We start from the raw sequence: 21,126 nt of genomic DNA, 5'->3' as shown, positions 1-21,126 counted from the left end.
TCCTGCGGGACTACGCTCGCGGCATGACGATCGACAGCCACGGTTTCCCCGCCCCGCCGGCCCTCGTCGAGCACGCCCGGCGGTTCCGCGCCGAGGGTGGCACGCCCGCGCGGCCCCGGGTCGCGGCCACCGTGCTGCTGCTGCGCCCGGCCGGCGACGACTTCGAGGTGTACGTCATCCGTCGCGTCGCCGCGATGGCCTTCGGCGGCGTGTACGCGTTTCCCGGCGGCGGGGTGGACCCGTCCGACTCGGCGGCGCACCTCGACTGGGCCGGGCCCGAGCCGGCGGGCTGGGCCGGGCGGCTGGGCGTCGCGCCGGACGCCGCCCAGGCGGTGGTGTGCGCCGCCGCCCGCGAGGTCTTCGAGGAGTCCGGGGTGCTGCTGGCCGGCGCGGACCCGTCGACCGTGGTGGGCGACGTCAGCGGGGACGACTGGGAGGCCGCCCGGCAGGACCTGGAGGCCCGCCGGCGGGGCTTCGCCGAGCTGCTCGCCGGGCGGGGGCTGACCCTCCGGTCGGACCTGCTGCTGCCGTGGAGCCGGTGGATCACCCCGGAGTTCGAGCCGCGCCGCTTCGACACGTACTTCTTCGTGGCCCTGCTGCCGACGGGGCAGCGCACCCGGGACGTCTCCGGCGAGGCCGACCACACCATGTGGGTACGCCCGGCGGACGCCCTGGCCCGCGCGGAGGCCGGCGAGCTGACCATGCTGCCGCCGACCCTGGTGACGCTGGCCGAGGTGGCCGCCGCCGGCGACCTGGCGCGGGTGGCCCGGGCGTCGGCCACCCGCGACGCGGCGACGCCGATCACCCCCCGCCTGGACCTGCCGGCCGACGGCGAGCCCCGCTTCGTGCTCGGCTGAGCGCCCTTGACCTGAAGGCGGCTTCAACTCCTAGCGTGGGCGTGCCGGTTCGCCCAGCGGGCCGGTTCGCCAACGGGGAGGGGCCGCGATGGAGGTCAGGGAGTACAGCCGGGACGAACTCGCCGCGCAGCCGATCGGCTGGTGGAGCGGGGAGGCGTACCGCCGGGTGGTGGGGGAGATCCGCGCGGCGCTGGCCGTCGAGCAGCTCACCCAGCCGCACTGGTGGACGCTCAACCACGTCGCCGGCGACCCCGGCCGCTGGGGGCGGACGACGCTCGCCGAGCGGTTGACGCCGTACGACGATCTCGGCACGGACTTCGGCGGCGTGTTCGACGACCTGGTCGGGCGCGGCTGGCTGACCGAGGCGGACGGGGCGTTCCGGCTCACCGAGGCGGGCGAGGCCGGTCGGCTGCGGGCCCGCGACCGCACGTCCCGGGCTCACGAGCGGGTGCGGGCCGGCATCACCGCGGACGAGTACGCCGCGACGATCGACGTCCTGCGCCGGGTGGTCGCCAACCTCGGCGGCGACGGCAACCTGCCCTGACGGCGGCGCGGCCCGCCGGGCGCGGCGCTCGGGTTAGGAAGGGCCCCCTGTACGACAGAAAGCGTTAACAGGGGGCCCTTCCTTGCGCAGCTCCTTGCACGCGGCTCAGCCGAAGCGGCCCGTGATGTAGTCCTCGGTCTTCTTCTGGCTCGGGTTGCTGAAGATCTTCTGGGTGTTGTCGTACTCGATGAGGCGGCCCGGGTCGCCCGTCTTCTCGATCGAGAAGAAGGCCGTGCGGTCGGAGACGCGGGCGGCCTGCTGCATGTTGTGCGTGACGATGATGATGGTGAACTTGTCCTTGAGCTGGAACATCAGGTCCTCGATCGCCAGCGTGGAGATCGGGTCCAGCGCCGAGCACGGCTCGTCCATCAGCACCACCTGCGGCTCGACGGCGATCGTGCGGGCGATGCAGAGCCGCTGCTGCTGGCCGCCGGACAGGCCCGCGCCCGGCTTGCCGAGGCGGTCCTTCACCTCGTTCCAGAGGTTCGCCGCGCGCAGCGAGTTCTCGGCCGCCTCGTCCAGGATGGACTTCTTGCGCACCCCGTTGAGCCGCAGCCCGGCCACCACGTTCTCGTAGATGCTCATGGTGGGGAACGGGTTGGGCCGCTGGAAGACCATGCCGATCATCCGGCGTACGGCGGTGACGTCCACGTCGCGGTCGTAGATGTTCTGCCCGTCGATGGTGAGGTCGCCCTCGACGCGGGCGCCCGGCAGCACCTCGTGCATCCGGTTGATCGACCGCAGGAACGTCGACTTGCCGCAGCCCGACGGCCCGATGAGGGCGGTCACGGTCTTCGGCTCGACGGTCAGGTTGATGTTCTCGATCGCCTTGAAGCCGCCGTAGTAGGCGGTGACGTTGGTGGCGTCGACGCGCTTGGCCATGGTGGTGGTACCTCCGGGATTCATCGGCCGAGCCGGTTCCGGCGAGCCAGCAGCTTCGCCGCGATCGTCAGGATCAGCACGAGGGCGACCAGGGTCAGCGCCGCCGTCCACGCGCGGGCCGGGGCGTACTTCGACGCGTCGCCGGCCTGCTGGTAGACGAACAGGGCCAGCGACGACTGGTTGTTCTCGAACGGGTTGAAGTTGATCGCCGCGCCGCCGCCGGCCACGAGCAGCACCGGCGCGGTCTCGCCGGCCGCCCGCGCGATGGCGAGCATGACGCCGGTGACGATGCCGGGCAGTGCGGTGGGGAGCACGACCCGCAGGATGGTCTTCCACTTCGGCACGCCGAGGGCGTACGCCCCCTCGCGCAGCGGCGCCGGGACGAGCCGCAGCATCTCCTCGGTGGAGCGGACCACGGTGGGCAGCATGAGCACGCTCAGCGCCAGCGCGGCGGCGAAGCCGGAGAAGCCCGGCCGGCCGTCGTTGAACACCGGCGAGACGACCAGCACCCAGAAGGCCAGCACGAACAGGCCGGAGACGATGGACGGGATGCCGGTCATCACGTCGACGAAGAACCGGATCGCGAAGGCGAACCGGCCCCGGCCGTACTCGACGATGTAGATCGCGCAGAGGATGCCCAGCGGGACGGTGATCAGCGCGGCGATGCCGACCTGCTCCAGCGTCCCGACGATCGCGTGGTACGCGCCGCCGTTGGCGTCCCGGGCCCCGATGTTGTTCATCGAGGTGCCGAAGAAGTTGCCGTCGAGCCGCTCGACGCCCTTGCTGACCAGCGTCCACACCACGGAGGCCAGGGGCAGCACGGCCAGCACGAACGCGGAGTGGATCAGCGCGCTCCAGGTGCGGTTGCGGGCCGAGCGCCGCCCCTCGACGGCGTGCGCGGCGGCGAAGAGGCCGGCCAGGTAGAGCAGCGCGGCGACGGCCACGACGAGCACGGGGCCGCCGATGTTCGCCCCGTACACGACGGCGGCGGCGACCGCGACCGCCCCGACGGCGATGGCCGGCGGGGCGTACTTCGGCAGCCGCTTCGCCCGGAGGCTGGCCGGCTGGGCCGGCGGCCGGGTGCGGTGGTTGGCGACAGTGGTGCTCATGCGGCCGACTCCGTGAACTCCCGGCGGCGGTAGATGATCGCCCGCGCCGTGATGTTGACGATCAGCGTGATGGTGAACAGCACCAGGCCGGAGGCGATGAGGGCGCCCCGCCCGGTGTCGTTCGCCTCGCCGAACGCGTTGGCGATGTTGGCGGCGATGGTGTTGCCGCCGCTCTCGATCAGGTTGAACGAGATGCCGAAGGTGATGCCGAGGGTCATCGCCAGCGCGATGGTCTCGCCGAGCGCGCGGCCGAGGCCGAGCATCACGGCGGCGATGATGCCGGGGCGGCCGTACGGCAGGACGGCGGTGCGGATCATCTCCCACCGGGTCGCGCCGAGCGCGAGGGCCGCCTCCTCGTTGGCGGTCGGGGTCTGGAGGAACACCTCGCGGGAGAGCGAGGTGATGATCGGCAGCACCATGATCGCCAGCACCAGCGCGCCGAGCATGATCGACTTACCGAACGGGCCGTCGCCGCCGAAGATCGGGATCCAGCCGAAGTAGGTGTTCAGCCAGACCGAGAAGTCCCGGACCGGGTTGACGAAGATGTCCCGCCCCCAGAGGCCGAAGACCACGCTCGGCACGGCGGCGAGCAGGTCGATCAGGAAGCCCAGCGCGGTGCCGAGGCGGCGCGGCGCGTAGTGGGACAGGTAGAGCGCGATGCCCAGCGCCACCGGCACCGCGATCAGCAGCGCCAGCGCCGAGCTGAGCACCGTGCCGAAGGCGAGCGTGCCGATGCCGAACTTCGGCTGCGTCTCGTTGGGTGCCCAGCCCTCGTACGTCCAGAAGTTCGCGGTGTTGGCGCGCAGGGCCGGCACCGCCTTGGCGATCAGGAAGACCGCGATGGCGGCGATGATCACCAGGACGGCGGTGCCGGCGGCCAGGGTCAGGCCGCGGAAGGCACGTTCCGCGCCGAAGGCCCGCGCCCGGGGCAGGCCACCGCCGCCGCCGAGGCCGTCCCCGCCGGGGGTACGGGTGCTGACTGGTGCCTCGGCCACACGCGCCGAGGCACCGGCGGGTCGCCCGTGGCCGGAGGCCACGTGGATCCCGCCGGTGCCGGCGTCGGCCGAGCGGGGAGGGGTTTCACCCATCTGCTCGCTCGCTTCGAGTTGAGGGAGGTGGTGGTGTCGGGTCCGGTCAGGAGAGGTTCTTGACCGCGGCCTCGACCTTGGTGCGGACCGAGTCCGGCAGCGGGGCGTAGCCCAGCTCGGTCAGCTCGGCCTGGCCCTGGGCGCTGGCGGCGTGGCCCAGCAGGCCCTTGACCAGCGGCAGCTTGTCGGCCGCGATGCCCTTGCTGCAGACGATCTCGTAGGTCACCAGGACGATCGGGTACGCCCCGGCCTCCTTGGTGCTGTAGTCGACCGACATCTTCAGGTCGTCGCCCTGGCCCTCGATCTTGGCCCCGGCGATGGTCTTGCCCGCGTTCTCGGCGGTCAGCTCGGCGAACTCGCCCGCGCCGTTACCGATCTTGGCCATCTTCAGGCCGGCGTTCTCGGCGAAGGACCACTCCATGTAGCCGATCGAGCCGTCCGCGCCCTTGACGGAGCTGGCCACGCCGTCCGAGCCCTTGGCGCCGGTGCCGCCCGGGGCCTTCCACGCCTTGGCGTTCTCGAAGGTCCAGTCCGCGGCCGAGGTCTTGGCCAGGAACTTGGTGAAGTTGTCGGTGGTGCCGGACTCGTCGGAGCGGTGCACCGTCTGGATGGTGGTCGACGGCAGCTTGGCGTCCGGGTTGTCGGCCTTGATCGCCGGGTCGTCCCACTTGGTGACCTTGCCCGCGAAGATCTTCGCGAGGGTGGCCGGCTTGAGCTGGAGGCTGTCCACGCCGCTGACGTTGTAGGCGACGGCGACCGGGCCGATCACCATCGGCAGGTGGATGGCCTGGCCGCCGGTGCACTTGGCGTCGGCCTGCGGCTGCTCCTCGGGCTTGAGGGCCGAGTCGGAGCCGGCGAAGTCGGCGGTGCCGGCGATGAACGCCTGGATGCCCGCGCCCGAGCCGGACGGCTCGTAGTTGATCGTGCTGCCGGCGCACTTCTGCTGGTACGCCTTGATCCACTCGGCCATGGCGTTCTTCTGGGCCGACGAGCCCTGCGCGTTCAGGGTGCCGGTGGCGCAGTCGGCCGCGGCGGCCGAGCCGGACGCGGAGGCGCCGCTGGCGGGCTCGTTGTTGTCCGAGCCGCATGCACTGAGACCGAGCACCGCAGTAAGAGCGAGGCAGGCGATAGTGCCGTGCCGCTGGAGCTTCACCTGAGGGGTTTCCCTTCACGTCTGGACGGGCCGTTCCCGGCTGGGTGGGCCCGGGGGAGGGCCGGCGTGACCCGGCTGAACTGAAAGTTAGGAGGGCCAGGTAGCCGGATCGCCGGTCGCAAGTGAACGAGGAGTGAACAGGTGCGGCCGGGCGGGTGGCCGTGGGCTGAGGAAGGGTTGTCCATTTCGTGAACTCGCGGCCGACTATCGCTATTAATGCGATATATCCGGGCAGTCGTTATCGCGCCGAGGCCGTGGTGTGACATCGCCGTGACGCGAAAGCCGGGGGAAGTAGAGCCTCAGCCGAGGTGGTAGTTGACGTGCGCGCACCAGCGGGCGAAGCCGGCCCGCTCGTAGAGGGCGACCGCCCCGGTGTTCGACTCGTCCACGTAGAGCATCACCCGGTCCAGCCCGCGGCGGCGCAGGTGAGCCAAACCGGCCGAGGTGAGCGCCTTGCCGAGCCCGCCGCCGTGCGCGGCCGGGTCGACCCCGAGCACGTACACCTCGCCGATGCCGGCCGCGCCGGGCCGGGAATGCACCTTGGTCCAGTGGAAGCCGAGCAGCCGGCCGGTGTCCGTGGCGACGGCGAGCAGGAAACCGGCCGGATCGAACCACGGCTCGGCGAGGCGTACCCGCAGGTCGTCCGCCGTCCAGCGGCCCTGCTCGGGGTGGCTGGCGAAGGCCCGGGCGTTGAGCGCGAGCCACTCCGCGTCGTCCCGCCCCGGCACGAACGCGCGCAGCGTCACCCCGTCGGGCAGGCGCGGCTCGGGCGGCGGGTCGGCCAACGGCCGGCGCAGCTGCCAGAGCACCCGGGCCCGGGTGAGGCCGAGGTCGACGCCCAGCGCGGCGGCGGACGGGTGGTCGCCGTGCGCCCACGCGCGTACCGGCCCGGTGGCGGCGGCGAGGACCTCCCGGGCCAGCGCCCGGCCGGTGCCCCGCCGCCGGTGCGCGGGGTGCACGGCCAGCTCCACGCCGACGCCCCCGGCCGGGTCGGTGGTGTCCAGGTGGGCGTACCCGGTCAGGGCGCCGTCCGGCGCGCGGGCCGTGAGGTGCACGGCCGGGGCGTGCGGGTCGCGCAGCCGCAGCAGCGTGTGCTCGTCGAACGGGTCGGCCCCGTCGGCGTCGCCCGCCGCGCGGGCCAGGGCCAGCACATCGGCCGCCTCGCCCGGCGTCAGCAGGTCGGCCCGGGTCACCCGGTCGGTCGTCGGCTCGGCGCTGCTCATCCGACCAACGGTAGCGGGACCGCCGGCCGGGCGGGGCCGGCAGGCGTCGTCGCGTTCGGTGTGGGCCTGGGCGAGTTCCGCGGGGGCAGGCTCGACAGCCGGCCCGGGCACCGGCCGTCGGCTCAGGTGGTGCCCGTCGGCAGGGCCTCCAGCCGGAACCGGGCGGCCAGATCCGGCAGGAGGCTGCGCAGCGCGTCCACCGTGCCCTGCCGGTTGCCGCCGGCGTCGTGCAGCAGCACGATCGAGCCCGGCTGCGCCTCGGCGGAGACGTCGTGGACGATCCGGGTCGCCCCCGGGGCCTTCCAGTCCGACGGGTCGACGGTCCAGTGCAGGGGGACCAGCCCCAGCTCCTCGGCCACCGACACCACCGGGTACGTCCACGCGCCGCCCGGCTGGCGGTAGTAGGCGATCTCGGCGTCCGGCACGGCGGCCCGGATCGCCGCGTTGGTGCGCAGCAGGTCGGCCCGGATGACGTCGGTCGACCGCTTGCCGAGCAGCTCGTCGTGGTGCCAGGAGTGGTTGCACAGGGTGTGGCCGTCGGCCACGATCGCCTGGATCAGGTCGGGGTGGCTCTGCGCGTTCTCGCCGACCACGCAGAACGTGGCCGTGACGCCGTACTCCCGCAGCAGCGCCAGGACCTGCGGCGTGTACTGCGGGTCCGGCCCGTCGTCGAAGGTCAGCGCCACCTGCGCCGACCCGGTGGTGACCCGGGCGCCGAACAGGCCGTCGCCCCCGCTCTCCGGTGACTGCGCGGTTCCGCCGTCCTGACCGGCCTCGGTGGGCGCGGCGGGACCGCCGGCGGAGGAGGGCGGCGCCCCGCCCCGGCCGGGGCCGGTCTGCGCGGGCTGGTCGGCGAAGCTCGGGTCGTCCGCGCTCGCCGTAATCCCGGTGGCCTGCCGGGTCGGGCCGGGCACCATGCTGCGGCCCAGCGCGTACGCGGAGCCGAGCAGGGAGACCACCACGAGGGTGGCGAGCGCCACGAACCGCCCGGTCGCGTCGACGCGCATCAGTGGTCGCCGCCGCTCGGTTGCGGGGGCCGGCCCCTCGTCGCCCCCGTGGTCATCGCACGCACCGTCGCCCCTTTCCTCGGCCACTTCGCCAGTCAGGATAAAACTGGCTAGTGGTGCAAAAAGGGCAAACCGGCAATCACGTGGCTCGGGCTGGCACCGGGCGGGTCAGCCGGGGGACAGGGCCGGGCGGAAGCTGAACGGGCGGTCAGACCGGGATCGGGGCGTGCTCCGACTCGGGCAGCGACCGCGACGGCGGCACGACGAACTTGTAGCCGACCTGCCGCACGGTGCCGATCATCGACTCGTACTCCGAGCCGAGCTTCGCCCGCAGCCGCCGCACGTGCACGTCCACGGTGCGGGTGCCGCCGAAGTAGTCGTAGCCCCAGACCTCGCGCAGCAGCTGGTCCCGGGTGAAGACCCGGCCCGGGTGCTGGGCCAGGAACTTCAACAGCTCGAACTCCTTGTACGTCAGGTCGAGCGGCCGGCCCTTGAGCTTCGCGGCGTACGTGTCGGGGTCGATGCTCAGCTCGCCGGCCCGGATCGAGCCGCCCGCCCCGGACGTGGCGTTGCTCAACCGACCGACCGCAAGCCGCAGCCGCGCCTCCACCTCGGCCGGACCGGCGCTGGCGAGGATGACGTCGTCGACGCCCCAGTCCGCGTTCAGCGCGATCAGCCCGGCCTCGGTGACCACCGCGACCAGCGGCACACCGAGCCCGGTGGCGTGCAACATCCGGCAGGTCGCCCGGGCCTCGCTCAGCTCCGAACGCGCGTCCACGAGGACGGCGTCCGGGCTCGGGCCGGCAACCAGCGTGCGGACGTCGCGGGGCGCGGTGCGCACCGAGTGTGGCAGCAGGTCGAGCGCCGGCAGCACCACCGATGGTTCACCTGCGCGCGCGGTCACCAGCAGCAGGATCTCCACACGATCACCTCCGTCCCGGCGGCCCTCAAGGCCGCGCGCGACCAGCAGCACCCTGAGGCGGGGTGCGCTGAGAACTTGCGTGGGTCCCGGCGTCGCTGACGGGCGGGTAACGGCTTGAGCGTAACCGATCGCTCCGTCCGTGCCTCCAGGTCGTTTCCCGTTTGTCGGCCTTGCCCACGATCGCGCCGCAGGTTTTAACGTCGCGGAAACCGTGGCCACCGATCCGACACCCCGGTCTGGCACGATCAGGGCGTGTTTCCCTCGACCTCCTCCGAGGCCGGCCGGGACCCGTGGGCCGACGAGGCCCACCCTGGGCCGGCCGGTCGTGCGCACCCACCGGCCCCGCGCACCGGCCCGGACGTCGACGACGACGCCCCTCCGGCACGCCGTGGGCGGCCCCGCCGGCTGCGCCGGGGCGGCGAACCCGCCCGGCGTCCCGACGACGAGGCCGTCGAAGAGCTGGACGAGGAGGAGATCGAGCCGGTCGAAATACGCCGGCCGCTCGCCCTGACCGTCGCCGGGTTCGCCGCGCTGCTCGGCGTCGGCCTGGTGCTCGGCGCGCAGACCGCCGGTCCCGGGCACCGGCTGCCGTTCGCGCTCATCATCTTCGGCGTACAACTGATCTTCGTCCTGGCCTGGACGATGGCCATGCGCCCGCCCGCCCTGCTGCTGGTGGCGCTCACCAGCGCCGTGGTGGCCGCCGCCGCCGACACCGCCGCCGTGCGGTCCGACGTCGCCGGCCTCGCCCCGCTGGGCTACCTCGCGGCCGGGGGCTTCCTGCTCGGCGTGCTCGGTCAACTGGTCCGCCGGGTCGACCGCGTCCGGGTCACCGACTCGCTCGGCACCACGCTGCTGATCGTCGTCGGCGTGGTCGCGTTCGCCACGCTGATCGTGCTCAGCCGGATCCCGGCGGGCACCCAGGCGATCACCGTCTGCCTCACCGCCACCGGCGTCGCGCTGACCGTGGCCCGGATCACCGACGCGGTGCTGCCCTGGCCCCGGCTCGCCCCGCAGGTGCCCCGGGGCGCGGCCGGCGTCGTGATCGGCGCGATGGTCGGCACCCTCGCCAGCGCGGTCCTCGGCAGCTTCCTGGTCGGCTTCACCCCGACCAGCGGAGCGGTGATCGGCCTGGTCACCGCCGCCACCGCCGTGCTCGCCGACCTCGCCGTCGGATACGCGGAGGCGGGGCGCCTGATGGCCGGCGAGCCGCCGACGATGTGGGTCGCCCGGCACATGCAGGGCCCGCTCGGCGGCTTCGCCCTGGCCGCCCCGGCGGCGTACGCCATGTGCGTGCTGTTCCTCTGACCGGTCCTCCGGCCGCTCCCCGGCCGCTCCTCCGACCGTCCGAGGGGCGGCCGGCTGGTCGGACCGCGCGGCGCGACAGGCGGTTGGGGCTTTCCCGCTTCGGGTACTCTCCGGGGCGCCGCTCGGGCGGCACCGGTGCCAGGGGCGCGCCGGCACGACAGAAGGAGGCGGCGTGGCGACGGCCCACCCGGCGTACGAGGAACGTCCCCGGCGACGCGGGCGCAAGGTGCTCATCACGCTGCTGGTCCTGCTGCTGATCCTGGGCGGGCTGCTGGTCGCTGCCGACCGGGTCGCCGCCGGGGTGGCCGAACGGGCCATCACCGACCAGGTCAGCCAGGAGATCACCAAGCAGGGCGCCCAGTCCTCGCCGCCCGAGGTCGAGGTCGGCGGCTTCCCCTTCCTCACCCAGGTGCTCGACGGCAGGTACGAGCGGATCTCCATCCGGCTGCGCGACGTGCAGGGCTCGGTGAACGGCGACGCGGTGGCCCTGCCCGAACTCGACGTCGACGCCCGCAACGTGCGGGCCTCCCTGGAGACCCTGCGCACCCAGCAGGGCGACGTGGTCGCCGAGACCGTCGACGGCACCGGCACCATCACGTACGAGAGCCTGGCCGCGCTCCTCAACCGGCCCGGCCTGACCCTCGGCGAGCGCGACGGCCGGCTCGCCGTCACCGCCCCCGTCGACATCCTCGGGCAGAAGCTGACGCTCACCGGGACCGCCGACGTGACCGTCGGCAAGGAGGGCGCGATCTCGCTGCGCTTCAACGACGTCGACGCCGAGGGGCTGCCGAACATCCCGCTGGCCCGCACCCTGCTGAGCAACTACGCCAAGGACATCTCGATCGACGTCCCCCTGCCCGACCTGCCCTTCCAGCTCGCGGTGCGCGAGGTCAAGCCGCTGCCGCAGGGCCTGGCGGTGACCGCAGGCGCCAAAGACGTCCCGATCAACTCGGCCGGCTGACCGCCCGCGCCCGTCCGCACGGCGTGCGCCCGGCCGGCGACTGTCGGTCGGGACGGGCGTCCCGGATGCTGGTCGGGCCGGTGGCGGGATCCGGGATCGCTGGTAGTGTCCCTGCTCATGGGGACGCTCCTCACCAAACGGCGCGCGGTCGACCTGTGCCGCGTGGCCACCTGCCTGTGTCGCCCCGTCATCTGACGGCGGGGCTGTCCTCGGCCGCCTGACGGCGGCCACCGGCCACAGGGTCTGCGTACCCTCCCGGTTCTTCCCCCTGAACGCCCGGCAGCGGCGCCGTCGCACGAACCCGTGATCCCGTCCTTCCTCTGGGTCCCGCGCGGGGTGCGACAGCTACAGACTTCGTACTCGCGCAGGCTCACCATCCACCTCACCAGGGAGTGATCTGATGAGTCGCGACACCGCACTCGTCTCGGCCGAGTGGGCCGAGAAGAACATCGACGCCCCGGGCGTCGTCTTCGTCGAGGTCGACGAAGACACCTCGGCCTACGACACCGGCCACATCGCCGGCGCCATCAAGCTCGACTGGCGCACCGACCTGCAGGACCCGGTCCGCCGGGACTTCGTCAACAAGTCCCAGTTCGAGGCGCTGCTCTCCGAGCGCGGCATCTCCAACGACGACGTCGTCGTCCTGTACGGCGGCAACAACAACTGGTTCGCCGCGTACGCGTACTGGTACTTCAAGCTCTACGGCCACCGCGACGTCAAGCTGCTCGACGGCGGCCGCAAGAAGTGGGAGCTGGACGCCCGCCCGCTGGTGACCGACGCGGTGACCCGCCCGGCCACCCAGTACGTCGCGCAGGAGCCGGACACCTCGATCCGTGCCTTCCGCGACGAGGTCGTCGCCGCGATCGGCACCAAGAACCTGGTCGACGTGCGCAGCCCCGACGAGTTCGCCGGCCGGCTGCTCGCCCCCGCCCACCTCCCGCAGGAGCAGGCCCAGCGCGCCGGTCACATCCCCACCGCGATCAGCGTGCCGTGGTCCAAGGCGGCGAACGAGGACGGCACGTTCAAGTCCGACGACGAGCTGCGCAAGATCTACGCCGCGGCCGGGCTGGACGACAGCTTGGAGACCATCGCCTACTGCCGGATCGGCGAGCGCTCCTCGCACACCTGGTTCGTGCTCCAGGAGCTGCTCGGCCACGCCAACGTGAAGAACTACGACGGATCCTGGACCGAGTACGGCTCGCTGGTCGGCGTGCCGGTCGCGCTCGGCGACGAGCCCGGGGAGGCCTGAGCCATGACTGCTCCCACCGCTCCTACCGCTGCCGGGTGCGCCGCGCCCGACCAGGCCGCCCCGCTGCCGGCCAGCCTGGACCTGGAGAAGGAGACCGTCATCACCGGTGCCGTCCGGTCCGAGGCGGGCGACGCCGTCGCGGGCGCGTACGTCCGGCTGCTCGACTCGACCGGTGAGTTCACCGCCGAGGTGGTCACCTCCCCGGCCGGCCAGTTCCGGTTCTTCGCCGCCCCGGGCACCTGGACGCTGCGGGCGCTGTCCCGGCACGGCAACGGCGACACCACCGTGACCGCCGCGCGCGGCATCAACGAGGTAACGGTCACCGTAGCGCCGTAGGTGCAAGGAAGGGCCCCCTGTTAACGCTTTCTGTATAGGAAGGGCCCCCTCCTAACACCTCGGCATTGCACGCGCATCGGCTCGGGCCGGTCGCCCCGCACAAGGGGTGACCGGCCCGAGCCGTGCCGGTTCCCGGGAGCGCGTCACGAGGTGCAGCCGCCGGCATGATCGACGCGGCGCACGCAGCGGCGTCGACCGCCGAGCCTCCGGTCGCAGAAGACCTGGTGCTGCGCGTCCGGCGCGCCCTCCTCCGACACCGTCGTCTCGCCGAGCACCAGCTCCGGCAGGAACGCCAGCGACCGGCCGATCGCGCGGGCCAGCAGCCGCGCCGCCGGCAGGTCGTCGGCGGCGACCGTCAGGTGTACGACGTACCGCTCGCGCCCGGTCGCGGCGGTCACCCGCGCACCACCCGGGGCCCGAACCGGGACTGCCAGTCGCGGAGCGCGCCCTTGATCCGCGCGTTCTCCTCCCGGGTACGGGCCAACTCGGCGTGCAGCGCGGCCAGCTCGTCGGCGATCCGGCGCAGGTAGCCGTCCACCTCGGCCGGGTCCAGCCCGCTGCGGCAGCGGCCGAACCGCTGCTGCCGCACCTGCGTGGCGCAGAGCGGCCGGTACGCCGCCGACCGGTGATGGTGGCCCGCGTTGCGCCGCCCCGGCGGCCCGGATCGGGCGGTGGAGCGGATGGCGGGCCGGTTGTCGACATGGCTGCTCGTGGGTCGGCTGGTGGCGCGGTGCCGGGCCGGTGGCCGGTGGTCGGGGGGTCGCTCGGCTACCGCAGCTCGGCGGGTAGTCGTCGACCGGTTCGGGCGCAACAGCCGGAGGAACCTGCGCACGATGAGGACCACCTCTCCGCAAGGGCAGCCGGGAACGGTGCTGCCGGGGAAGGCGGTCGGGGCGGGCGTATCCCTTCCAGCTTCGACACCCGCCCCGACCGGGGGAAGAGCCCTACTCGTTGCCACGCGAGGAGCGCTCACCGCCCAACTTATTTGAGGAACTGGAAAGAGTCAACGACCGCTTGCCGTGCGTGGTTGCAGGTGGTGATCGGGGCGTGATCGAATCGGAGGTGCCACGCGAGGAGTGCCATGCCTGCGACACCGGACTACATCCGGATCTCTGACGAGATAGTTGCCGACGTCAGGTCGGGTAAGTACAAGCCGGGGGACAAGCTGCCCTCGATCAGTGAGCAGTGCAGCCGGTTCAAGGTCAGCGCGTCGACGATCAACCTCGTCAACGTGCGGCTGGAGGCGCTCGGGGTGATCAGCCGTCACCAGGGCAAGGGCATCTTTGTCACCGATCCGGAGACGTGGCTGCGCAAGCCCTGACCGCGCCCAGCCCCTGCCAGCGAGCGGCAGTCGGCGTAGATCTTGGAAGATTTCGGCCCCCAGAGGGGCCATAAACTTCCAAGATCTCCCATTTGCGGGGCGGCAGGATGCCGTTCCCTACCCGTCCGACGCCTGTTCGGCAGCCCGCTGCACCCGGGCGCGGTGCTCCGCCCATCGGCTCGCCTCGGCGTACGGCAGGTTGTCGATGTCCCGCAGCAGCCCGGCGGTGCCGTCGATCGTCTCCCGGACGATGTCGGCGTGCCCGGCGTGCCGGTGGCTCTCGGCGGTCACGTGCACCAGGACCCCGTGCAGGGTCAGCCGGTTACGGCCGGCCGGCCACCAGGGGACGGTGCCGATCGCGTCGAGCGGCAGCGCCTCGATCGTCGCGTCGGCGTGTGCCCAGGCCCGACGGTAGAGCGCGACGATCTGCTCGCGGGACTCGTCGGCGGTCGCCCACATGTCCGCGTTGGGGTCGGTGTCGGAGTCGAGCCACAGCATCGACTCGTCGTGCGGCCGGCCGAACGTCGGCCCGAAGTAGCCGAACTCGACGCCGGCCAGGTGCTTGACCAGCCCCAGCAGGTTGGTGCCGGTCGGGGTGACGGGCCGGCGGATGTCGTACTCGGAGAGCCCGTCGAGCTTCCACAGCAGGGCCTCGCGGGCGTCACAAAGGTATCGGTGCAGGTCGGCCTTGGCGTCGAGTGGCGTCATCCGCACACCCTCCCACCCGCACTCCCGCTCCCGCCGCCACTCCCGCCCCTGCCGCCACTCCCGCCCCCACCCAGCCCGCGCCGACGCTTCTATAGGTGGGCCGGTTCCGGGAGGTTGGTATCGGTTGGGTTCGACGTTGGTGATCGACGAGTGACTCGTGCAAGATCTGGCCGCCGTCAGGTGGTGTGCCGTGGTGCCGACTTGTCCTCGTGGGTTGCCGGCGTCGGCCCGGCCCACCTTGCTGGCCTGATCAGAAGCCTGTCCGCGGAGGGTGTGCAGCCCGGGCCGCGTGACTCATCACAGATATGCCGCCGGGTGATCGTCTCCCGGGCCGACGCCGTCCGAACGTCGTCCCGTGCAAGGGAGAACCGTCCGTGCTTCCCATCCTGGCAGAACGTTTGGCTGACCGTGTCGACGCGGTCATCGGTGTGGACACCCATACCGATACGCACACCGCTGCGGTGCTCACCCCGGTCGGGACGGTGTTGACCGAGATCACCGTGCCGGCCACCAACGACGGCGCCGCTGTCCTGCTGGCCTGGGCCGGGCGGCAGACGAGCGGGCTGGGAACGGGCCGGCGGGCCTGGGCCCTGGAGGGCGCCCGGTGCCACGGTGTCGGCCTGCTGCGCGTCCTGCGCGCCGCGGGCGAGTACGTCCTGGAAGCCCCCAAACCCACTACCGGGCGCCGCCGGCGAGGCGGCAAGTCCGACGCGCTGGACGCCGTGCACGCCGCTCGTGGCGTGCTGGCCGCCGACCACGTCGCCACACCCCGCACCGACGGCGACCGGGAAGCCCTGCGCCTGCTGCACGTCTGCCGCCGCCACTACAGCGACACCCGCACCGCCACCATCAACCTGTTCAAATCAGTGATCCTGACCGCCGACGACGACCTCCGCACGCAGATGCGTGGGCTGAGCACCCTGCGACAGGTCCAACGCGCCACCACCCTCACCACCAGCGGCAGCGGACTTGACCGACTGCGCCGCACTCAACTGGCAGCCCTCGCCGCGCAGATCCTGACCCTCGAACGGCTCCTGAAAGACAATCTCACCGAGATCCGCGCCTTGGTCGACAAGCTCTGCCCGACTCTGCTCGACCAGCCCGGGATCGGCCCCGTGACCGCCGCGATCGCCCTGACCGCCTGGTCACACCCCGGCCGGTTCCGCAACGAAGCCGCCTTCGCCTCACTCGCCGGCGTCAGCCCTGTACCCGCCAGCTCCGGGCGCATCACCCGCCACCGCCTCAACCGAGGCGGCGACCGGACCCTCAACGCCGCCTTACACACCATCGCCAAAGCTCGGCAACGATGCCACCAACCCACCAAGGACTACGTCAACCGCCGCACCACCGAAGGCCGCACCCCAGCCGAGATCACCCGCAGCCTCAAACGCTACATAGCCCGACAAATCTGGCGCACCCTCGAAGCCGCCGCTTGACAAAGACCTTCACAGATCTTGCACTTTCGGCCCCCCGAAAGCCCGTTTCACACCATTCGCCGGGGCCCCAACTGCAAGATCGGCGCGGGCTGGGGGGCGCGGTCGGCCCGGGCTGGGGTGGATGGGTCAGTCGGTCAGGGGGGTGCCGGAGGCGGCGGCCACGCCCTCCAGGTAACCGCGGGCGCGCTCGGCCTTGGGGTAGCGCCCGACCAGCGCCCAGAACCGGGCGTTGTGGCTGGGCACGATGAGGTGGGCCAGCTCGTGCAGCAGGACGTAGTCGATCACCCAGTCGGGCATGTCCTGGATGCGGTGCGAGATGCGGATGGTGCGGTCGGCGGGGGTGCAGGAGCCCCACCGGCCGTTCTGGTTGGTCACCCAGCGGACGCTCACCGGGACGGCCTGGTCGCCGTACTCGGCGAGGTAGAGGCCGCGCAGCCGGGTGGCGCGGCCGAACAGCTCGTCGTCGGTGCGGACCAGGCGCCCCTCGCGGGCCGCCAGCCGGGCCAGCATCCGGTCGACCCACTCGGTCTCCTCGGCCCGGGAGAACTGGTCGGGGATCAGCACCACGACCCGTTCCCCGTCGCGGTAGGCGGACACCGTGCGTCGCCGGCGCTGGCTGCGCCGTACTTCGACGACCGGCTTCCGCGCCCCTGCCATCAGCGGGCCGCGCAGCCTTGGATTGCTGTCACGAAGGAAAGCTAATGGGTACTGACCAGGGGTCCGCAAGAGTCAACACCACGACACGCGCCCGGAAAGTCATGGTTGGTGACCAGGAGTCCCGAAAAAAATCCTTGCGGACCGTCACGGAGGGGCTCCGTCACGGTTCGTGGTGGCCGCGTCGGGAAGCCGCGCGCCTCCGCCCCACGGTATGTGATCACGCCGCCGGCCGCCCGCCGGGGGCCGCCTCTCGGGCGATCTGAGGGGGTTCACCCGGCGTGTCCCCGCGAAACTGACTTATCCGACGTAATTCGGCATGCACACTCTCGACGTCGACTTGCTCACAGTGTCGAAGCACAGCTGACATGGAACCGCCCGCACCTGGGTAGGGTCCGCGGACCAGCGGTCACGAGCGTGGCCGCGGAGAAGTCCCGGCGTCGGCGCCCCCTGTGGCCCGCCGCCGGGCAACCCGCCGGAACCGGATTGACCGGCGGACGAGACGAGGAGGACGACCGTGGCCGACCAGGCCCAGACCTACAACGGTTACTGCGTCAAGTGCAAGGAGAAGCGGGACTTCGAGGGGCACGTCGAGGTCTCGAAGACCGGGATGAACATGGCCAAGGGCAAGTGTCCGGTGTGCGGCACAACAGTGAACCGCATCCTGGGCAAGGCGAAGGTCTGACCCGTTCGGGTCCGGCACGGGGGAGGGTGGCCACCGGTCGCCCTCCCCCGTCGCGTTGCCGGTGCGCGCCCGTGTCGGTCACCCGACACAGTTACCGGCGAGTTGTGGATAACCCGCCATTCGCTGTGGATAACCCTGCGTAGGCGGGTGCGCACCTGTGGACAACGATCGACGGAAAGCAGGGACTCGGTCACGATTCGTCGTCATGGACCGCGAACCGCTGCCCCGCCCCACCCTGCTGCCCGGCCTGACCCGCCTCTGGCGGGACCGGCACACCCTCCAGCTCGGGCTGGAGCCGGGCCGGGCCGTCCTCGTCGAGGTGGCCAACCCCCGCGCCGTCCGGGTGCTCGACCTGCTCGACGGCACCCGCAGCGAGCGCCTCGTCCTCGCCCACGCCGCCGGGGCCGACGTGCCACGGGACGAGGCACGCGGGCTCGTCGACGCGCTGTGCGCCGCCGGGCTGGTCGTACCCGCGCACACGCTGCTGCCCCGCGACCTCGCGGGGCCGGCGCGGCGGCGGCTCAGCGCGGAGGCCGGGGCGCTGGCGTTCGCCGCGCCCGCGCTGCCCGGCACACCGGCCCAGGTGCTGCGGCGGCGCCGCGCCGCGCGGGTACTGGTCACCGGCGCCGGACGGCTCGGCGCACCGGTCGCCGTCGCGCTCGCCCAGGCCGGGGTCGGGCACGTACGCCCCGACCTGGCCGGGCCGGTGTGCCCGGCCGACCTGGTGGGCACGGGTCTCGCCGCCGCCGACCTGGGCCGGCCGCTCGCCGCCGCCGTACGCGACGCGGTGGACCGGGTCGCCCCCGGCACCGCCACCCGCCCGCTGCGCGGCGGTCGACCCGATCTCGTGCTCCTGCTCGGCCTCGACCGGCCGGCGGCCCTCGTCGCGGCCGGTTTCGCCCAGCGTCGTCAGCCGCACCTGCTGCTCGGCCTCCGCGAGGGGGTGCCCACGGTCGGGCCGCTGGTCCGTCCGCCGATCGGGCCCTGCCTGCGCTGCGTCGACCTGCACCGCACGGACCGGGACCCGGGCTGGCCGACGCTCGCCGCCCAGCTCGCCACCGACGCCCCGGATCAGGCCGGCGGGACGGCGACCCTGCTCGCCGCAGCCGGGTACGCCGCCGCCGAGGCGCTGGCCCACCTCGACGGCGGCACCCCGGATACCCTCGGCTGCGCCGTGCAGGTCGCCGGACCGGGCCGGCTACGCCGGCGGACCTGGCCGCCCCACCCGTCCTGCCGTTGCGCCGGGCCGAGCCGCTGACTCCCGCCCCCCTTCCGGCCGCCCACGCGCCGGGCCACCGCGCCGGGCCACCGCGCCGGGTCGAGCCGCTGGCCCACGCGCCGCCCCCACGCGACGGGCCGCCGTGCCGGGCCGCCCTGCCGGGCCGCGCCGCTGATCCACCCGGCGGGCCCTGCCCGGTGGCGGCACGCACGACCACGATCCGGGGGCGGACCGCCACGATCCGGGGGCGGACGGCCCCGGCCCGGCAGCGGAGCAGCCGCAGGGCCGCCGAGTCGGTAACAATGGCCGGGTGACCGACATCCCGCGCCGGGCCGTGTCCCGGACCGCCAAGCTCGCCGCTCTGCCGCTCGGCTTCGCCGGCCGGACCGTCCTCGGCATGGGCAAGCGCGTCACCGGGCTGGCGTCCGACGTGATCTCCGCCGAGATCCAGCAACGCACCGCCGAGCAGCTGTTCAGCGTGCTGGGCCAGCTCAAGGGCGGGGCGATGAAGTTCGGCCAGGCGCTGTCGGTCTTCGAGGCGGCCCTGCCCGAGGAGATCGCCGCCCCCTATCGGCAGGCCCTCACCAAGCTCCAGGAGGCCGCCCCGCCGCTGCCCGCGGCCACCGTGCACCGGGTGCTCGCCGAGCAGCTCGGCCCGGCCTGGCGGGAACGCTTCGTCTCCTTCGACGACACTCCGGCCGCCGCGGCCAGCATCGGCCAGGTGCACCGGGCCGTGTGGCGGGACCCGGACGACGGCGCGCCCCGCGACGTCGCGGTCAAGATCCAGTATCCGGGGGCCGGGGACGCGCTGCTGGCCGACCTCAAGCAGCTCTCCCGGCTGGGCGGCATGTTCCGCGCGATCCAGCCGGGTCTGGACGTCAAGCCGCTGCTGGTCGAGCTGCGGGAGCGGATCACCGAGGAACTGGACTACGAGCTGGAGGCCGAGTCCCAGCGTGCCTTCGCCGCGGCGTACGCCGGCGACGACGAGATCTTCATCCCGGCGGTGCTCACCGCCACCCCCCGGGTGCTGGTCACCGAGTGGATCGAGGGCACGCCGCTCGCCGAGATCATCCGCGAGGGCAGCGAGGAGCAGCGCGACGAGGCCGGGCGGCTCATGGCGATCCTGCACCTGTCCGCGCCGGCCCGCGCCGGGCTGCTGCACGCCGACCCGCACCCGGGGAACTTCCGGCTGCTGCCCGACGGCCGGCTCGGCGTCATCGACTTCGGCGCGGTGGCCCGCATGCCGGAGGGCACGCCCGAGCCGATCGGCCGGCTGGCCGGGCTGGCCCTGCGCGGCGAGGCGGACGCGGTGGTCGACGGGCTGCGCGAGGAGGGCTTCGTCAGCCGGACGGAGCAGATCGACGCCCAGGCCGTGCTCGACTTCATCCGGCCCATGCTGGACCCGGTGGCCGAGGAGGAGTTCCGGTTCACCCGGGCCTGGCTGCGGGCCGAGGCGACCCGGCTGGCCAGCCCGCGCTCGCCCGCGTACCAGCTCAGCCGGCAGCTGAACCTGCCGCCGTCGTACCTGCTGATCCACCGGGTGACGCTCGGCTCGATCGGGGTGCTGTGCCAGTTGGAGGCGAAGGCGCCCTACCGGTCGATCCTGGAGCGCTGGCTGCCGGGCTTCGCCCCGGTCGGCTGAGCCGGAGCGGTGAGGACCGTCGGCTGAGCCGGCACGACGACGCGGGGCGGGTCGGCCGGCGGCCGACCCGCCCCGCGCGGGTGTGGTGATCGGTTAGTAGACGCCCAGGTCGCGCGCCGACTGGCTGCGGCTGCTCATCGCGACGGTACGGGCGGTTCGGATGGTGCGGGTTGCCTCAGTGCTCGTGGTGGTGCGACCGGCCTGAGGCCGGGGCATTCGGGCCCGGGACAACGCTTCGTGGAGTAGTTGCATCTCGACGGCTCCGTGGGGCATGTGCAGCATGGGTATCGACCTTCTCTGATGTGCTCGGGCCGGTGGACACCGGCGGGGGGTGGTGCGGATCGGGTGTGTCAGGCAGCCAACCGGACGGCGTGACGCGACGCGGACAGCCCACTGGCCGCCAGTCGCGCCTCGGCCTCGACCTTCAGTGCGGCGTCCCGCGCGACGTCCTCCTTGCGCGGGCGGCCCCGGGGCCGCTTGCGCGGGACGACCGCGCCACGCTCGAAGATCTCGCCGCCCCAGACGCCCCAGGGCTCGGCCCGCTCGACCGCGCCGGCGAGGCACTCGACGCGCAGCGGGCAGTCCCCGCAGAGCGACTTGGCCAACTCCAGCTCGGCGGGCTGGTCGGAGAACCACAGGTCGGGGTCGAACTTCCGGCAGGGCAGGTTCGCCTCCAGCTCGACGCTCAGGTCGACGGGGGCCAACGCCAGACTCATCTTCCGGTCACCTCTCTCTCACTTCGATCTCGTGGATCGGATTTCCGACGTACTTCGGCGGGGCAAAAAACTGAGGCCGCGGATCCCGGTAGCGGGTTCCGCGGCCTCG

Annotated in this window: 24 protein-coding genes; 12 read left to right on the top strand and 12 right to left on the bottom strand. The window is 72.9% G+C overall.

The genetic code is table 11. From position 1 onward, the window contains the following. The first annotated feature begins 23 nt into the window (after positions 1–23). Both LPA42_RS11925 and LPA42_RS11920 read left to right on the top strand, forming a co-directional pair. Positions 24–857 carry an NUDIX domain-containing protein gene (locus LPA42_RS11925; RefSeq protein WP_077938141.1) on the top strand — a complete coding sequence of 278 codons (834 nt, stop codon included), beginning with the start codon at positions 24–26 and terminating at the stop codon, positions 855–857. A gap of 88 nt (positions 858–945) precedes the next feature. Continuing rightward, positions 946–1,401 (top strand): MarR family transcriptional regulator, encoded by a 456-nt coding sequence (locus LPA42_RS11920; RefSeq protein WP_077938142.1) that lies wholly within the window; start codon positions 946–948, stop codon positions 1,399–1,401. Positions 1,402–1,506: 105 nt separating this feature from the next. On the opposite strand, the gene pstB is transcribed toward LPA42_RS11920, so the two are convergent. The 7 genes from pstB to LPA42_RS11885 all read right to left on the bottom strand — a co-directional run bounded on the left by pstB (position 1,507) and on the right by LPA42_RS11885 (position 8,785). Continuing rightward, positions 1,507–2,283: a phosphate ABC transporter ATP-binding protein PstB gene (gene pstB, locus LPA42_RS11915; RefSeq protein ID WP_074472378.1), complete on the bottom strand. Its 777-nt coding sequence runs from the start codon at positions 2,281–2,283 to the stop codon at positions 1,507–1,509. A 20-nt stretch (positions 2,284–2,303) separates the two neighbouring features. Then, the gene (gene pstA, locus LPA42_RS11910) at positions 2,304–3,392 is read right to left on the bottom strand and encodes a phosphate ABC transporter permease PstA (protein ID WP_077938143.1); all 1,089 of its coding nucleotides are present in this window, start codon (positions 3,390–3,392) and stop codon (positions 2,304–2,306) included. Then, complete coding sequence (gene pstC / locus LPA42_RS11905) at positions 3,389–4,480, bottom strand: phosphate ABC transporter permease subunit PstC (protein WP_077938144.1); 1,092 nt, start codon at positions 4,478–4,480, stop codon at positions 3,389–3,391. Before pstC ends, pstA begins: the two co-directional genes overlap by 4 nt. A 46-nt stretch (positions 4,481–4,526) precedes the next feature. Next, positions 4,527–5,633 carry a phosphate ABC transporter substrate-binding protein PstS gene (gene pstS / locus LPA42_RS11900; RefSeq protein WP_077938145.1) on the bottom strand — a complete coding sequence of 369 codons (1,107 nt, stop codon included), beginning with the start codon at positions 5,631–5,633 and terminating at the stop codon, positions 4,527–4,529. Positions 5,634–5,932: 299 nt separating this feature from the next. Then, a complete protein-coding gene (gene mshD / locus LPA42_RS11895) occupies positions 5,933–6,856 on the bottom strand; it encodes a mycothiol synthase (RefSeq protein ID WP_077938146.1) in 924 nt (307 codons plus the stop codon). A gap of 122 nt (positions 6,857–6,978) precedes the next feature. Further along, on the bottom strand, positions 6,979–7,863 hold the full coding sequence (locus tag LPA42_RS11890; RefSeq protein ID WP_077938147.1) for a polysaccharide deacetylase family protein: 885 nt from the start codon (positions 7,861–7,863) through the stop codon (positions 6,979–6,981). Positions 7,864–8,071: 208 nt separating this feature from the next. Beyond that, positions 8,072–8,785 (bottom strand): response regulator transcription factor, encoded by a 714-nt coding sequence (locus LPA42_RS11885; protein WP_043965210.1) that lies wholly within the window; start codon positions 8,783–8,785, stop codon positions 8,072–8,074. 252 nt (positions 8,786–9,037) lie between these two features. Here LPA42_RS11885 and LPA42_RS11880 point away from each other — a divergent pair, with 252 nt between their 5' ends. The 5 genes from LPA42_RS11880 (at position 9,038) to LPA42_RS11865 (ending at position 12,636) form a co-directional block, all read left to right on the top strand. Beyond that, entirely contained in the window at positions 9,038–10,090 is a 1,053-nt protein-coding gene (locus LPA42_RS11880) for a hypothetical protein (protein WP_077938148.1), read from the top strand. A 172-nt stretch (positions 10,091–10,262) separates the two neighbouring features. Then, a complete protein-coding gene (locus tag LPA42_RS11875) occupies positions 10,263–11,051 on the top strand; it encodes a DUF2993 domain-containing protein (RefSeq protein WP_077938149.1) in 789 nt (262 codons plus the stop codon). Between the two features lie 117 nt (positions 11,052–11,168). Then, on the top strand, positions 11,169–11,246 hold the full coding sequence (locus tag LPA42_RS34730) for an Ms5788A family Cys-rich leader peptide (RefSeq protein WP_311202345.1): 78 nt from the start codon (positions 11,169–11,171) through the stop codon (positions 11,244–11,246). 205 nt (positions 11,247–11,451) lie between these two features. Continuing rightward, on the top strand, positions 11,452–12,300 hold the full coding sequence (locus tag LPA42_RS11870) for a sulfurtransferase (RefSeq protein WP_077938150.1): 849 nt from the start codon (positions 11,452–11,454) through the stop codon (positions 12,298–12,300). Between the two features lie 3 nt (positions 12,301–12,303). Further along, entirely contained in the window at positions 12,304–12,636 is a 333-nt protein-coding gene (locus LPA42_RS11865; protein WP_077938151.1) for a DUF1416 domain-containing protein, read from the top strand. A gap of 143 nt (positions 12,637–12,779) precedes the next feature. Here LPA42_RS11865 and LPA42_RS11860 read toward each other — a convergent pair whose 3' ends face one another. Further along, positions 12,780–13,034 carry a hypothetical protein gene (locus LPA42_RS11860; protein WP_043965219.1) on the bottom strand — a complete coding sequence of 85 codons (255 nt, stop codon included), beginning with the start codon at positions 13,032–13,034 and terminating at the stop codon, positions 12,780–12,782. Continuing rightward, complete coding sequence (locus tag LPA42_RS11855; protein ID WP_308291148.1) at positions 13,031–13,468, bottom strand: DivIVA domain-containing protein; 438 nt, start codon at positions 13,466–13,468, stop codon at positions 13,031–13,033. The genes LPA42_RS11860 and LPA42_RS11855 overlap by 4 nt, the downstream gene beginning before the upstream one ends. Positions 13,469–13,717: 249 nt before the next feature. On the opposite strand from LPA42_RS11855, the gene LPA42_RS11850 reads away from it, so the two are divergent. Continuing rightward, on the top strand, positions 13,718–13,957 hold the full coding sequence (locus tag LPA42_RS11850; protein WP_077938152.1) for a winged helix-turn-helix domain-containing protein: 240 nt from the start codon (positions 13,718–13,720) through the stop codon (positions 13,955–13,957). Between the two features lie 117 nt (positions 13,958–14,074). Here LPA42_RS11850 and LPA42_RS11845 read toward each other — a convergent pair whose 3' ends face one another. Next, entirely contained in the window at positions 14,075–14,665 is a 591-nt protein-coding gene (locus LPA42_RS11845) for a DinB family protein (protein WP_077938154.1), read from the bottom strand. 374 nt (positions 14,666–15,039) lie between these two features. Between LPA42_RS11845 and LPA42_RS11840 the strand changes: the two genes are divergently transcribed. Further along, positions 15,040–16,101, top strand: a complete 1,062-nt coding sequence (locus LPA42_RS11840; protein WP_077938435.1) for an IS110 family transposase — start codon at positions 15,040–15,042, stop codon at positions 16,099–16,101. A 126-nt stretch (positions 16,102–16,227) separates the two neighbouring features. Here the strand turns inward: LPA42_RS11840 and LPA42_RS11835 are convergent, their stop codons facing one another. Continuing rightward, positions 16,228–16,758, bottom strand: a complete 531-nt coding sequence (locus LPA42_RS11835) for a M48 family metallopeptidase (protein WP_043965850.1) — start codon at positions 16,756–16,758, stop codon at positions 16,228–16,230. Positions 16,759–17,272: 514 nt separating this feature from the next. Between LPA42_RS11835 and LPA42_RS11830 the strand changes: the two genes are divergently transcribed. The 3 genes from LPA42_RS11830 (at position 17,273) to LPA42_RS11820 (ending at position 20,301) form a co-directional block, all read left to right on the top strand. Beyond that, positions 17,273–17,440 carry a DUF5679 domain-containing protein gene (locus LPA42_RS11830; RefSeq protein ID WP_007464795.1) on the top strand — a complete coding sequence of 56 codons (168 nt, stop codon included), beginning with the start codon at positions 17,273–17,275 and terminating at the stop codon, positions 17,438–17,440. Between the two features lie 205 nt (positions 17,441–17,645). Further along, positions 17,646–18,698, top strand: a complete 1,053-nt coding sequence (locus tag LPA42_RS11825) for a hypothetical protein (RefSeq protein WP_077938434.1) — start codon at positions 17,646–17,648, stop codon at positions 18,696–18,698. A 271-nt stretch (positions 18,699–18,969) separates the two neighbouring features. After that, a complete protein-coding gene (locus tag LPA42_RS11820) occupies positions 18,970–20,301 on the top strand; it encodes an AarF/ABC1/UbiB kinase family protein (RefSeq protein ID WP_077938433.1) in 1,332 nt (443 codons plus the stop codon). 350 nt (positions 20,302–20,651) lie between these two features. Here LPA42_RS11820 and LPA42_RS11815 read toward each other — a convergent pair whose 3' ends face one another. Then, positions 20,652–21,017 (bottom strand): WhiB family transcriptional regulator, encoded by a 366-nt coding sequence (locus tag LPA42_RS11815; RefSeq protein ID WP_043965842.1) that lies wholly within the window; start codon positions 21,015–21,017, stop codon positions 20,652–20,654. Positions 21,018–21,126: the final 109 nt, after the last annotated feature.

It is taken from the genome of Micromonospora sp. DH13 (assembly GCF_020873825.1).
GTDB classification, from domain to species: Bacteria; Actinomycetota; Actinomycetes; order Mycobacteriales; family Micromonosporaceae; genus Micromonospora; species Micromonospora haikouensis.
This window is presented reverse-complemented; position numbering and strand designations above follow the sequence as displayed.

Coding starts and splice junctions, on each gene's coding strand:
- LPA42_RS11870 (WP_077938150.1), top strand. CDS start 11,452: ATGAGTCGCGACACCGCACTCGTCTCGGCCGAGTGGGCCGAGAAGAAC.
- pstC (WP_077938144.1), bottom strand. CDS start 4,480: ATGGGTGAAACCCCTCCCCGCTCGGCCGACGCCGGCACCGGCGGGATC.
- LPA42_RS11815 (WP_043965842.1), bottom strand. CDS start 21,017: ATGAGTCTGGCGTTGGCCCCCGTCGACCTGAGCGTCGAGCTGGAGGCG.
- LPA42_RS11890 (WP_077938147.1), bottom strand. CDS start 7,863: ATGCGCGTCGACGCGACCGGGCGGTTCGTGGCGCTCGCCACCCTCGTG.
- LPA42_RS11925 (WP_077938141.1), top strand. CDS start 24: ATGACGATCGACAGCCACGGTTTCCCCGCCCCGCCGGCCCTCGTCGAG.
- pstB (WP_074472378.1), bottom strand. CDS start 2,283: ATGGCCAAGCGCGTCGACGCCACCAACGTCACCGCCTACTACGGCGGC.
- LPA42_RS11835 (WP_043965850.1), bottom strand. CDS start 16,758: ATGGCAGGGGCGCGGAAGCCGGTCGTCGAAGTACGGCGCAGCCAGCGC.
- LPA42_RS34730 (WP_311202345.1), top strand. CDS start 11,169: ATGGGGACGCTCCTCACCAAACGGCGCGCGGTCGACCTGTGCCGCGTG.
- LPA42_RS11850 (WP_077938152.1), top strand. CDS start 13,718: ATGCCTGCGACACCGGACTACATCCGGATCTCTGACGAGATAGTTGCC.
- LPA42_RS11920 (WP_077938142.1), top strand. CDS start 946: ATGGAGGTCAGGGAGTACAGCCGGGACGAACTCGCCGCGCAGCCGATC.
- mshD (WP_077938146.1), bottom strand. CDS start 6,856: ATGAGCAGCGCCGAGCCGACGACCGACCGGGTGACCCGGGCCGACCTG.
- LPA42_RS11825 (WP_077938434.1), top strand. CDS start 17,646: ATGGACCGCGAACCGCTGCCCCGCCCCACCCTGCTGCCCGGCCTGACC.
- pstA (WP_077938143.1), bottom strand. CDS start 3,392: ATGAGCACCACTGTCGCCAACCACCGCACCCGGCCGCCGGCCCAGCCG.
- LPA42_RS11865 (WP_077938151.1), top strand. CDS start 12,304: ATGACTGCTCCCACCGCTCCTACCGCTGCCGGGTGCGCCGCGCCCGAC.
- LPA42_RS11845 (WP_077938154.1), bottom strand. CDS start 14,665: ATGACGCCACTCGACGCCAAGGCCGACCTGCACCGATACCTTTGTGAC.